We start from the raw sequence: 13,003 nt of genomic DNA, 5'->3' as shown, positions 1-13,003 counted from the left end.
AATAAGGGATTAACGTGGTAATTATCGAGTGGATTTTGCCTTATTATAAATGAGTTTAAATTTTATTTTTTTGTAATAAGGTAAAAGTTTATTAATCATTATAAAAAGAAAAGGAATACTATATAACAGTGTACCTAATGCCATGCCAACATGAGGAGCATTAAAATATTCACTATGAGAGGGAATTAATCCTAAATAATTTACTTCATCTAGGTATTCAGGGGTTAGACCACCGTAAGGGACGATAAAGCGGATAATCGCAATTAAGAATATACAAAATAGAAAATTGAGCGTCATATATGCAGAATTCAGGATATTTTTATTCCATGCATTTCTACTTTTTGTTTGATAGCTACCAATAAGGCGATTTGCAATAATGACAGCATAAAGCCAAAGTATAATATTCTCATCCCCCATAACAAAGCTATTAAACATAAAGGCAAATAGGCCATAAGCAGGGATAAAGAAAAATATAAGTTTAGTTCTTGCTAAAACAGCCATAAATAGGCCTGAATGAACAAGAACAAACTCAAATATAAAAATAACAGTTAAATTATAAATGGTTTGAACCTTAAATAACTCAGGATACCACCATGCAGTAATAATAAATGCGATATATAGAAATTGGGTGCTGTAATCAAATAATGAGAATAATGCACTGATCTTTCGTTGTAATGGTGTCAGTTCGATGGGGGTCTCTTCTTCTACCCAGTTTTGGCTAGAAAGAAATTGTTCCCGTTTTTCGTTTTCTTTACGTTGTTTATTAAGAACAAGAGCCTGTTGCTTTTGTTTTGCGATCCTTTTTTGTCTAGTTTGTTTGCTTTCTTTATCTATTGCCATAGCTATCTTTTATCAAGTTGTATTTATTATAAAGTTTCACAGTAGAGTCGTTAATTTCAAAAAAAACGTCAGAACTAGTCTAATAATAAAAAAGGATATCTTTATAAGATACCCTTTTCATTAAATATATTGATAATAAACTTAAAATAAAAACAAATTAAGGTTTTGTGGCAATTAATATCGCACGTTTAGGCGCAGGATAACCCTCAACAGTTTTTGTTTTATCATCAGTATCTAAGAATGCATCTAATGAATCCGTGATCATCCAATCGGTTTTACGTTGTTCTTCTAAAGAAGTGACGTTTTCATCGACAATACGCACATCTTTAAAGCCACATTTTTCTAGCCAAACCTTTAGCATTTTTGCAGATGGAATAAAGTACACGTTACGCATTTGTGCATAACGTTCACCGGGGATCAGGCATTGAAATTCATCACCTTCAACAACCAGGCTTTCTAATACTAATTCGCCACCAGAAACTAATTGGTTTTTTAATTGCCATAAATGATCAAGTGGTGAACGGCGATGGTAAAGGACACCCATTGAGAATACGGTATCGAAGGCATTTAATTCAGGCATTTGCTCAATACCAACAGGAATTAAATGTGCGCGTTGGTCATTACCTAATAATTTTCTGACAGCTTCAAATTGGCATAAGAAAAGTTGAGTCGGGTCGATCCCGACAACAAATTCTGCGCCTTCACCTAACATCCGCCACATGTGATAGCCACTACCACAACCCACATCTAATACTAAACGACCTTCAAGTGGTGAAAGATGCGGTAAAACACGATCCCATTTCCAATCAGAGCGCCATTCTGTATCGATATTGACACCATAAAGTGAAAATGGACCTTTACGCCATGGCATTAAATTTTTTAAAACATTACTTAAGCCCAGTTGTTCACCTGCACTTAATGCTGGCGTTTGCTGAGCAATCACGCCATTTTTCAAATCAATCTCAGTAGGCGTAATTTCGGGTAAACCATCAAGCATTCTTTCCCATGAGGAAAAGTGACCGTGTAACGCATTTGAGCGCCATTCTGATAATTGAGCAGGTAATGTATCTAACCAATGAAATAAGCGCTCATCTTGCGCAATAAGTTGATAAAACGAGCCAAAATTAATCATTCATTATTGCCTTTAATCGTTAAAAGAGAGCCGAAATTAAAACATTGGAACCAAACTTCTGCATGTGGAAAACCTGCATTATGTAAGCGAGTTTTATGCGTTTCAACAGAATCGGTCAGCATAACATTTTCCAACATACTACGTTTTTGGCTAATTTCTAATTCGCTGTAACCGTTAGCGCGTTTAAAATCATGGTGCATATTAAACAGTAACTCACCAATTTCTTTATCTTCAAAACTGAATTTTTCAGAAAGCACTAACACACCACCCGGATTAAGACCTTGGTAAATTCGGTTTAATAATATTTGGCGATCGTTCGGCGCTAAGAATTGTAAGGTGAAATTAAGCACGACCATTGAAGCATTATTAATTTCGATATCAAGAATATCACCTTCAATAATATCAACGGGTGTATCTGCTTTATAGGCATCAATATGGCGCTGACAGCGTTCTACCATGGCAGGTGAATTATCAACACCAATAATTTTACAGCCAACAGCATCAATATTACGACGCATGGAAAGGGTTGCTGCACCTAAAGAACAGCCTAAATCATAGACTTGGCTATTGGGCGTAACAAAGCGACCTGCAAGCATACCAATCATGGAGATGATATTAGAGTAACCCGGTACTGAGCGTTTTATCATATCAGGAAACACTTCAGCGACTTTTTCATCAAAGCGCCAGTCACCAAGGTTAGCAATAGGTGTCGCAAATAAGCTGTCTTGTTGTGATGATTTTGAATTCGACATAACTAAAATAGGTTTAAGGAATAAAAGAAGCAAGCATTCTACCAGAAGCGACGGTGCTCACAAAGTTGCATTATTTAGAAAGAAATTGGAAAAAATAAATAAACCTTTTTGAGACCTTGCCGTTATTAGACACAACAGCAAGGATGTCGGTTTTGATCATGGATGATCATGTTATTCCCGCGAGGACTTAGTAATAAAAGGAAAATATTTGTATCCAAGGAAGGAAATAAATATTAGCAATGATCATCAATACCATTGATAAGTAAGTGGCTGCCATGCCTGAACGACGCCAGCGAAGTTCACGGTGTTTTAATCCATAAGAGTGTAAAAAGCGACCAGCGATTAAAATTGAGCCACAGATGTGTACCATCCAAACAAAAGCACCATTCATCTCCATGACCAATAATAAGATCATGGAAATCGGAATATATTCTACCGCATTGCCGTGAACACGGATGGCGGTTTGTAATTCATAAAAGCCACCATCACCATAAGCAACCCGATATTGTGTTCTGAGTTTTACGACATTGAGGGACAATTTAATCAATAATAGTGCGCCCAGTACGATATAAAGCGAGCTAACCATCTTTTCTCCATTGCCAAAGCCAAAAAACGGCGAATTTAATGATAAACCTCAAAGCGACTTCTGTCGCTATAAATAATTATTATTAATTAATTGTTTGGGGATTAGCAAATCCTTGAAAAGATGTATCATATAAACTAGGTCTATACTCTTATCTCCGGGAAGAATTTTCGTTATAATGTCTGCCTTTTTTTTGACACTACTCGAAAAAGACTATTGCCAAAATTTCCGCAGCAGAAAGCACAACAAGCTGAGTAAAAGGATATTGTATGCGTACTAATTATTGTGGGCAGTTGAATAGCGCCCATGTGAGCCAAAAAGTGACTCTTTGTGGTTGGGTTAACCGTCGCCGTGACTTAGGTGGACTTATCTTTATTGATATGCGAGATCGCGAAGGTATTGTTCAAGTCTTCTTTGACCCAGAGCAGAAAGAGGCATTTTCTCAGGCTTCAGAACTGCGTAATGAATTTTGTATTCAAGTCACAGGAACAGTACGCGCTCGTCCTGATAGCCAAGTTAATAAAAATATGGCAACAGGTGAAATTGAGTTAGCGGCAGAATCTCTGTCTATTTTTAACCGTTCAGAGCCATTACCGTTAGATAGCAATCAAACAAATACTGAAGAGCGTCGTTTAACGTATCGTTATTTAGACCTACGTCGCCCTGAGATGTCAGATCGCTTAAAAACCCGTGCTAAAATTACAAGCTCTGTTCGCCGTTTTATGGATGGTGAAGGTTTCCTTGATGTTGAAACCCCAATGCTGACCAAAGCAACACCAGAAGGTGCGCGTGACTATTTAGTGCCAAGTCGTGTGCATAAAGGTAAATTCTACGCGTTACCACAATCACCACAGCTTTTTAAACAGCTGTTAATGATGTCTGGCATTGATCGTTACTATCAAATCGTAAAATGCTTCCGCGATGAAGACTTACGTGCTGACCGTCAGCCTGAATTTACACAGATCGATGTTGAAACCTCTTTCATGAGTGCAGATCAAGTGCGCGAAGTGATGGAGCGTATGATCCATGCATTATGGTTAGATATTCTTAATGTCGATTTAGGTGCATTCCCAGTAATGACTTTTGCTGAAGCAATGCGTCGTTATGGTTCAGACAAACCCGATTTACGTAACCCAATGGAACTGAAAGACATCGCTGATTTAGTCAAAGATGTTGAGTTCAGTGTATTTGCACAAGCTGCCAACGATGAAAAATGCCGTGTTATCGCATTACGTGTACCGGGTGGCGCATCATTAACCCGTAAAAATATTGACGAATATACACAATTTGTTGGTATCTACGGTGCTAAAGGCCTTGCGTGGATGAAAGTCAATGAAAGCGCGAAAGGCATTGACGGTGTACAGAGCCCAATCGCTAAATTCCTGACTAACGATGTTGTTAACGCTATTTTGGAAACAACAGGCGCAACAGATGGCGATTTAATCTTCTTTGGTGCGGGTCGTAAAGGCACAATGAGTGATGCGATGGGCGCACTGCGTCTGAAAGTCGGTCGTGATCTTGAACTGACTGATTTAAATGCATGGAAACCATTGTGGGTCATCGACTTCCCAATGTTTGAAGAAGATGAAGAAACTGGTAGCTTAAGTGCGATGCACCATCCATTCACTTCACCAAAAGACTTATCACCAGCTGAATTGACTGCACATCCAGTCGGTGCTGTGGCAAATGCTTATGATATGGTGATTAATGGTTATGAAGTGGGTGGCGGTTCAGTACGTATTCACCGTAATGAAATGCAACAAGCGGTATTTAGCATTTTAGGTATTACACCGAATGAGCAACAAGAGAAATTTGGTTTCTTATTAGATGCACTTAAATTTGGTACTCCACCACATGCAGGTTTAGCATTTGGTTTAGACCGTTTAGTGATGTTGTTAACGGGTACTGATAACATCCGTGATGTTATTGCTTTCCCTAAAACAACAGCTGCTGCGTGTTTAATGACTAATGCACCAAGCTTTGCTAATGAAGATTCTTTAAAAGAGTTAGCGATTGCCGTAACTCAAAAAGAAGTTAGCGAAGATAAAGAGTAAATGATGAAATATAAGCGCCCGATATCCGTTTTAGTTGTTATTTATGCAAAAGAGACCAAACGGGTGCTTATGCTAAAGCGTCGAGATGATCCTGATTTCTGGCAATCTGTGACTGGCAGTTTAGAAGAGGGTGAAACGCCTTTTCAAACGGCGTTGCGCGAAGTGCAAGAAGAAGTTGGAATTGATATCATAAAAGAAAATCTTGAGCTGGTGGATTGCCACCGCTCAATTCTTTTTGAAATTTTTGCACATTTTCGGCATCGTTATGCACCAGATGTTACTCATTGTCAGGAACATTGGTTTACGTTAGCACTGCCTACAGAGCGAGATATTGTGCTAACGGAGCATTCGCAATACCAATGGCTAGACGCGTCACTGGCGGCAAAATTAACAAAATCCGCCAGTAATCAGCAAGCGATTGAAGAATTTGTTATTTAATGATTAGACCACGTTTGGAGATATTTCATGGCAGGTCATAGTAAATGGGCCAATACAAAACACCGTAAAGCAGCGCAAGATGCGAAACGCGGTAAAATTTTCACTAAAATCATCCGTGAATTAGTTACAGCAGCACGTTTAGGTGGTGGTGATCCTGCAACTAACCCGCGTTTACGTGCGGCAGTTGATAAAGCATTATCGAACAACATGACTCGTGACACCTTAAATCGTGCAATTGCACGCGGTGTGGGTAATGATGACAACGATAATATGGAAACCATCATTTATGAAGGCTATGGCCCAGCAGGTACTGCTGTGATGGTTGAATGCTTAAGTGATAATCGTAACCGTACTGTTTCCGATGTTCGCCATGCATTTACCAAAACAGGTGGTAACTTAGGAACTGATGGTTCTGTATCTTATCTGTTTACCAAAAAAGGTGTCATTTCATACGCACCGGGTGTTGATGAAGATGCCGTAATGGAAGCTGCGTTAGAAGCAGGTGCTGACGACGTTGAAACTTTTGATGATGGCGCGATTGATGTTTACACTACACCAGAATCTTTTGGTGAAGTAAAAGATGCGATGGATGCAGCGGGTTTTGTGGCTGAATCAGCAGAAGTTTCAATGATCCCATCGACTAAAGCAGAATTAGATATCGAAACTGCACCAAAATTAATGCGTCTTATTGATATGTTAGAAGACAGTGATGACGTGCAAGAAGTATATCACAACGGTGATATCTCAGATGAAGTTGCAAAACAACTGGAAGATATCCTGTAATCGTTTTAACGGTTATCGAAAATAACGGTGTTTAAACGCTGTTATTAAAAGTGCGAAGAGAAGAGCAGAGCAGATTTTTTTGCTCTTTTCTCTCGCCATCGACCATATCGGCAATAGGAATTGATATGGCTATCATTCTAGGTATAGACCCCGGTTCGCGTGTTACAGGTTATGGCGTAATTCGACAGCAAGGGCGACAACTTATCTATTTGGGAAGCGGTTGTATTCGCACACAAGTTCCCGACCTTCCTAATCGACTTAAACGTATTTATGCGGGTGTTAGCGAAATCATTACTCAATTTTCGCCAGATGTGTTTGCCGTTGAGCAAGTATTTATGGCTAAAAATGCTGACTCAGCACTCAAACTTGGGCAAGCGCGTGGTGTAGCAATACTTGCAGCAGTAAACAACGATTTACCTGTTTTTGAATATGCAGCGCGTCAAGTCAAACAGACTGTTGTGGGCACGGGAGCTGCTGAAAAGAGCCAAGTACAGCATATGGTGCGTTCAATATTAAAATTATCTGCGGCACCACAATCAGATGCTGCCGACGCATTGGCGATTGCGATTACACATTGCCACTTTAACCAAAATTTATTACGTGTAGGTGATCCGCGTCTAGTTTTAACGCGAGGTCGGTTAAGATAAGTCGTTATCTTGGTAAATGTCTTTGGTTTTTCACTAGCTGGATATACGTCCAGCTTTTTTTATGTTATAAACTTGACGTAAATATATTTGCGGAGGCGTTAGGGTGATAGGTCGTATCAGAGGAATTATTCTTGAAAAACAGCCACCAGTGGTGCTAATCGAAGCAGGTAATGGTGTAGGTTATGAAATCAATATGCCAATGACCTGTTTTTATGAATTGCCTGATATTGGCCAAGAAGCCATTATCTATACGCAATTTATTGTACGTGAAGATGCACAATTACTTTATGGTTTTAACCAAAAACAAGAGCGCGCACTCTTTCGTGAATTAATTAAAGTAAATGGTGTGGGGCCTAAACTCGCTTTAGCCATTCTATCTGGCATGTCAGCTCGCCAATTTGTGACCGCCATTGAAAATGAATCTATCACTTCATTAGTGAAATTACCAGGTGTAGGTAAGAAAACAGCTGAACGTTTAGTGGTTGAAATGAAAGATCGTTTTAAAGGCCTTAATGGTGATTTATTCGAAAATAATGATATCGAGTTACCAGAAAGCACTTCACCTAAAGCGCCAAAAGCGGCAGATATTGAAGCCGAAGCCTCGGCAGCATTAATCGCATTAGGCTATAAACCACAAGAAGCTGCAAAAATGATCAGCAAAGTGGCAAAACTGGGTGCGGATAGTGAAACGCTTATCAAAGAAGCGTTGCGCGCGGCTATTTAGGAGTAACACATTGTGATTGAAGCAGATCGCCTGATTTCAGCAGAAATTCAACAACCTGAAGAAGAAATTATTGATAGGGCGATTCGCCCTAAATCTCTTGCCGAATATGTTGGGCAACCACAGGTTCGTGAACAAATGGAGATATTTATTCAGGCGGCTAAATTGCGTCATGATGCGCTTGACCATTTGCTTATTTTTGGCCCTCCCGGATTAGGTAAAACCACATTAGCAAATATCATTGCTAATGAGATGGGGGTTAATTTACGTACGACATCAGGCCCTGTACTTGAAAAAGCGGGTGATCTCGCCGCGATGCTCACTAACCTAGAGCCTCATGACGTATTATTTATTGATGAAATCCATCGTCTTTCACCCGTTGTTGAAGAAATTCTTTACCCTGCAATGGAAGATTACCAACTTGATATCATGATTGGTGAAGGGCCTGCGGCTCGTTCAATTAAAATTGACCTACCTCCATTTACCTTAGTGGGTGCAACCACAAGAGCCGGCTCTTTAACCTCTCCATTGCGTGACCGTTTTGGTATTGTTCAACGTCTTGAATTTTATAATGTTGACGATCTGCAACACATTGTGTCTCGTAGTGCCAGTTTTATGGGATTAGAGATGACAGATGAAGGCGCTCGTCAAATTGCTATGCGTTCACGAGGCACGCCACGTATTACTAACCGATTATTGCGCCGTGTGAGAGACTTTGCCCAAGTAAAAGGCAATGGTGCCATTGATGAAGAGATTGCTTCTAAAGCGCTTGATATGTTGAATGTGGATGCGGCAGGTTTTGATTATTTAGATCGTAAACTTCTTTTTGCCATCATTGATAAATTTATGGGTGGCCCAGTAGGATTAGATAACCTTGCGGCAGCGATTGGTGAAGAGCGTGAAACGATAGAAGACGTACTAGAGCCTTATTTAATCCAGCAAGGTTTTATTCAGCGGACACCAAGAGGTCGAGTGGCGACTAATCACGCCTATCGTCATTTTAATCGGATTATGGAAGATTAATTTCCTCACAATAAATCGATAATTAATCATTAAAAATAACCCTCACTAGAAATTTATAGTGAGGGTTATTTTTTGCATGAAATCTTATTTTATATTTCGATTACTGTTTAGTCGGTGCAAATAAACTCAAGATAAATAGGCAACTCGCAGCTAACACCACAGAAGGGCCAGCAGGAGTATCATAGAAAGCAGAGAAGGTTAAACCGCCTGTAATTGCCAACATACCAACAGCGATTGCAATCAGAGCCATTTGCTCTGGAGAGCGAGCAAAACGACGTGCCGTTGCGGCTGGGATGATCAGTAAAGAAGTAATGATCAGCGCACCGACAAACTTCATGGCTAAACCAATGGTTAATGCCGTGATCATCATTAACTTTAAACGCTCTCGCTGAATATTCACACCATCAACAAATGCCATATCTTGATTAATTGTCATGGAAAGCAGTGGGCGCCATGAGCGAATAATCACAAATAAAACAATCACAACACCAATAAAAATACTGATAACGTCTTGATAGTTTACAGACAGCAAATCACCAAACAGATAAGCCATTAAATCAACACGCACATTCGACATTAAACTCACAACCACAAGCCCTAAAGAAAGTGCACTGTGTGCCATGATCCCTAAAAGTGTATCGACAGAAAGTTGAGGTTTTAATTCTAGCCAAACCAATAAAATAGCGAGAAGAAGGGTGACTGCAATAACAGCATAAAAAGGCTCGATATTAAACAGTAAACCAAAAGCAACACCAAGTAGTGAAGCGTGCGCTAAGGTATCACCAAAATAAGACATACGACGCCAAACGACAAAAGAGCCCAAAGGACCCGCCGCCATTGCTAAGAGCATACCGGCAATCCAACCCGGTAACAGCAACTCAATCATGACGACACTCCTTACTATGCTGGTGGTGATGACGATAAATACCAAGTTGCTCAGCACCACGACTTCCAAACATGGCAATAAATTCAGGGTGAGAAGAAACAACGTCAGGTGTGCCTGAACAGCAAATATGGCCATTTAAACAGAGGACTTCGTCTGTTTTTGCCATCACAAGATGAAGATCATGAGAAACCATCAAGATGGCGCAACCTAATTCGTGACGAAGCTGATTAATTAAATCATAAAGTGCTAATTGACCATTAACATCAACACCTTGAGTGGGTTCATCTAAAACTAAAAGCTGGGGCTGATTAAGTAACGCTCTTGCTAATAACACTCGTTGAGACTCGCCACCCGAAAGTTTCTGCATAGGTTGATTGATTAATTTAGCCGCATTAACGCGTTCTAAAGCAGGGAGGATATCTTTATCATGAACACCTGGTTTTAGTATCATAAACCGTTTAACGGTGAGTGGCATAGTGGGATCGAGATAAAGTTTTTGTGGCACATAGCCCACTCGTAGCGCGTTTTGACGCACAACTTTTCCTGAGGTTGGATTTAATAAACCAAGAACTAAACGGATAACCGTAGATTTACCTGCACCATTAGGGCCAAGTAAAGTAAGAATACGGCCTGCCTTTAGATCAAAAGAGATATCTTTTAAAATTTCTCTTTCACCAAAAGAAACACAAACCGATTTTAAACAAATCAAGTCAGACATAAAATTAGCACTTGCAGAATCATTGAAACGTTATAATATAACACTTCCAATGATGATTCACGAGAATTCTTCCTATGTTACATAAAAACAACAAATTTGCGCACCGTTTTTTATTGAAATCATTTTTAGCGACAGCGATGATAACCTCATTCAGTGCTTCTGTGCAGGCTGATGTCGTCGTTTCCATTAGACCATTAGGATTTATTGCTGCGGCTATCGCTGATGGTGTGACTCCCACTGAGGTTTTATTGCCAGATGGCGCATCTCCACACGATTATGCATTAAAACCCTCTGATTTGAAAAAAATCACCTCCGCAGACCTGATGGTATGGGTGGGGCCTGATATGGAAGTGTTTTTAGATAAGCCATTAAACAGACTTACTGACAATCATAAGTTGGCTTTAGCGGAAACTGACGAAATAAAGTCACTTTTATTGAAAGATGATGATGACAATGTGCATAAACATGAGGAAAATCACGAACATCATTCTCACGGTGATTATAATATGCACATCTGGTTATCACCAGAGATTGCGTTGTCGTCTGCAAAACAGATCCACGAAAGGTTAATTGCACTCTATCCAGATAAAAAAGAACTTCTGGACGTAAACCTAGGTAAATTCAGCGAACAACTCAAGCAAACTGATAAGAATCTTGTTAATATTCTGTCGCCTGTGAGAAATAAGGGTTATTTTGTCTTTCATGATGCTTATGGCTACTTCGAAAAACATTATAATTTAAAGCCGTTAGGTCATTTTACGATCAACCCTGAAATACAGCCAGGTGCGCAGAAATTACATCAAATACGAACACAGTTGGTTGAGCAAAAAGCAACTTGCATTTTTGCTGAGCCACAATTTAGGCCGACAGTAATAGAAACAGTGGCGAAAGGCACTGGGGTTAAAATGGGTGTATTAGACCCCCTAGGAAGTGGGATTGCTCTGACTCAAGAGAGCTATATAAAATTCCTTACCCAACTAGCTAACCAATATGCGAGCTGCCTGAATGAAACACAATAAGGAATTAAGAACGTGCAGCAGAAGAAATCCATTGCACAGGTATATTTAAGTTTACCACTCCCACATAAGATCATGCTCGGTTCGTTAACTGCTGCAACACTGGCCGTCGCAATTTGGCGACCAGTGGTTCTTCAAAATGAGCAAAGCCGAGAAGTTCCTGTCAGCATTCAAATGCCTTCAGCAGTACAAAGTGAAAATACAGATGACATTATCACTGACAGTAGTGATCAACTTACTGACGAAGGCTTAGTCGATGCAGATGATGGCGCCGATACAAGCACTGCAGTTGCACAAGTCCCTCATACTTATATTGTCTCTGGTGGTGATTCGCTAAGTTCAATACTGACTCAGTTTGGTATTGATTCTGCTGATATTGCAACTATCTCTAATCAAAATAAAGATCTTAGAAACCTTAAAGTCGGGCAGCCTATTAGCTGGGAGCTTGATGATAATGGGTTGCTAAAAACGTTAAGTTGGGGCGTTTCTCGCCGTGAAACGCGTGTTTATACCCGTACAGAAACGGGCTTTAAAGAGACAAAAGAGTTTCAAAAAGGTGAGTGGAAAAACAGTGTTACCACTGGTGTTATTCGTGGTAGTTTCTCTGGCAGTGCAACGAATGCAGGTTTAACTAATTCAGAAGCACGTGCAGTGACTAAAGCATTGCAATGGCAGGTAGACTTTAAAAAACTACAAAGTGGCGATCAATTTGCAGCACTCTTTTCTCGCGAAGTGCTTGATGGTCGTACAGAGCAAAGTGAACTTATTGGCGTACGTTTACGCAGCGCAGGCAAAGACTACTATGCTTTCCTTGCTGAAGATGGTCGTTTTTATGATAGTCAAGCTGGTGGATTAGAACGTGGATTTATGCGATTCCCAACAGTGAAGCAGTTTAGAGTTTCCTCTCAATTTAATCCTCGTCGTATTAACCCTGTTACAGGTCGTTTAGCCGCTCATAAAGGTGTCGATTTTGCTATGCCAGTAGGGACACCTGTATTAGCAACAGGGGATGGTGAAGTTATTGTGGCAAAATACAGTGGTGCTGCAGGTAACTTTATTGCTATTCGCCATGGTAGCCAATACACAACACGTTATATGCACTTACGTCAGTTACTTGTAAAACCAGGACAGCGTGTTAAGCGTGGCGATAGAATTGCGTTATCAGGAAATACAGGGCGTTCTACGGGACCTCATTTACACTATGAAATGTGGATCAACCAACAAGCAGTTAATCCATTAACGGCAACGTTGCCTCGCGCTGACGGTTTAACAGGTAAAGATAAACAAGAATATCTTGCTAAAGTAAAAGAGATTAAACCTCAGTTAGTGCTAGCCGATTGACAATAAACACGATTTTAAAGACATAAAAGCGGATGATTGATATCATCCGTTTTTGTTTTAATGTTTTTT

General features: G+C 40.0%; 14 protein-coding genes. 8 read left to right on the top strand and 6 right to left on the bottom strand.

The genetic code is table 11. The features are described from left to right. Positions 1 to 21: 21 nt before the first annotated feature. From B6258_RS12205 to B6258_RS12190, 4 genes are all read right to left on the bottom strand, one after another. Positions 22 to 840, bottom strand: coding sequence for a hypothetical protein (locus B6258_RS12205; RefSeq protein WP_099075477.1), 819 nt, complete (start codon positions 838 to 840; stop codon positions 22 to 24). 157 nt (positions 841 to 997) lie between these two features. Continuing rightward, a complete protein-coding gene (gene cmoB / locus B6258_RS12200; protein ID WP_099075476.1) occupies positions 998 to 1,972 on the bottom strand; it encodes a tRNA 5-methoxyuridine(34)/uridine 5-oxyacetic acid(34) synthase CmoB in 975 nt (324 codons plus the stop codon). Continuing rightward, entirely contained in the window at positions 1,969 to 2,724 is a 756-nt protein-coding gene (gene cmoA, locus B6258_RS12195) for a carboxy-S-adenosyl-L-methionine synthase CmoA (RefSeq protein WP_099075703.1), read from the bottom strand. The genes cmoB and cmoA overlap by 4 nt, the downstream gene beginning before the upstream one ends. Before the next feature lie 187 nt (positions 2,725 to 2,911). Next, positions 2,912 to 3,310, bottom strand: coding sequence for an MAPEG family protein (locus B6258_RS12190; RefSeq protein ID WP_023582071.1), 399 nt, complete (start codon positions 3,308 to 3,310; stop codon positions 2,912 to 2,914). A 266-nt stretch (positions 3,311 to 3,576) separates the two neighbouring features. On the opposite strand from B6258_RS12190, the gene aspS reads away from it, so the two are divergent. The 6 genes from aspS to ruvB all read left to right on the top strand — a co-directional run bounded on the left by aspS (position 3,577) and on the right by ruvB (position 8,973). Further along, positions 3,577 to 5,361: an aspartate--tRNA ligase gene (gene aspS, locus B6258_RS12185; RefSeq protein WP_099075475.1), complete on the top strand. Its 1,785-nt coding sequence runs from the start codon at positions 3,577 to 3,579 to the stop codon at positions 5,359 to 5,361. 3 nt (positions 5,362 to 5,364) lie between these two features. Then, a complete protein-coding gene (gene nudB / locus B6258_RS12180) occupies positions 5,365 to 5,799 on the top strand; it encodes a dihydroneopterin triphosphate diphosphatase (protein WP_164996166.1) in 435 nt (144 codons plus the stop codon). A 27-nt stretch (positions 5,800 to 5,826) separates the two neighbouring features. Next, entirely contained in the window at positions 5,827 to 6,582 is a 756-nt protein-coding gene (locus B6258_RS12175) for a YebC/PmpR family DNA-binding transcriptional regulator (protein WP_088495455.1), read from the top strand. A 125-nt stretch (positions 6,583 to 6,707) separates the two neighbouring features. Next, positions 6,708 to 7,229, top strand: a complete 522-nt coding sequence (gene ruvC, locus B6258_RS12170; protein WP_006536599.1) for a crossover junction endodeoxyribonuclease RuvC — start codon at positions 6,708 to 6,710, stop codon at positions 7,227 to 7,229. Between the two features lie 103 nt (positions 7,230 to 7,332). After that, the gene (gene ruvA, locus B6258_RS12165) at positions 7,333 to 7,953 is read left to right on the top strand and encodes a Holliday junction branch migration protein RuvA (RefSeq protein WP_099075473.1); all 621 of its coding nucleotides are present in this window, start codon (positions 7,333 to 7,335) and stop codon (positions 7,951 to 7,953) included. 12 nt (positions 7,954 to 7,965) lie between these two features. Then, positions 7,966 to 8,973 (top strand): Holliday junction branch migration DNA helicase RuvB, encoded by a 1,008-nt coding sequence (gene ruvB, locus B6258_RS12160; RefSeq protein ID WP_099075472.1) that lies wholly within the window; start codon positions 7,966 to 7,968, stop codon positions 8,971 to 8,973. A 100-nt stretch (positions 8,974 to 9,073) separates the two neighbouring features. Here the strand turns inward: ruvB and znuB are convergent, their stop codons facing one another. Both znuB and znuC read right to left on the bottom strand, forming a co-directional pair. Then, positions 9,074 to 9,859 carry a zinc ABC transporter permease subunit ZnuB gene (znuB, locus tag B6258_RS12155; RefSeq protein ID WP_075671069.1) on the bottom strand — a complete coding sequence of 262 codons (786 nt, stop codon included), beginning with the start codon at positions 9,857 to 9,859 and terminating at the stop codon, positions 9,074 to 9,076. Next, entirely contained in the window at positions 9,852 to 10,577 is a 726-nt protein-coding gene (gene znuC / locus B6258_RS12150; RefSeq protein WP_099075471.1) for a zinc ABC transporter ATP-binding protein ZnuC, read from the bottom strand. Before znuC ends, znuB begins: the two co-directional genes overlap by 8 nt. A gap of 74 nt (positions 10,578 to 10,651) precedes the next feature. Here znuC and znuA point away from each other — a divergent pair, with 74 nt between their 5' ends. Both znuA and mepM read left to right on the top strand, forming a co-directional pair. Further along, positions 10,652 to 11,596: a zinc ABC transporter substrate-binding protein ZnuA gene (znuA, locus tag B6258_RS12145; protein ID WP_099075470.1), complete on the top strand. Its 945-nt coding sequence runs from the start codon at positions 10,652 to 10,654 to the stop codon at positions 11,594 to 11,596. A 12-nt stretch (positions 11,597 to 11,608) separates the two neighbouring features. Further along, a complete protein-coding gene (mepM, locus tag B6258_RS12140) occupies positions 11,609 to 12,934 on the top strand; it encodes a murein DD-endopeptidase MepM (RefSeq protein ID WP_099075469.1) in 1,326 nt (441 codons plus the stop codon). The last annotated feature ends 69 nt before the right edge of the window (positions 12,935 to 13,003 follow it).

This window comes from Proteus alimentorum (genome assembly GCF_002607735.1).
In the GTDB taxonomy this organism is placed as follows: Bacteria; Pseudomonadota; Gammaproteobacteria; order Enterobacterales; family Enterobacteriaceae; genus Proteus; species Proteus alimentorum.
This window is presented reverse-complemented; position numbering and strand designations above follow the sequence as displayed.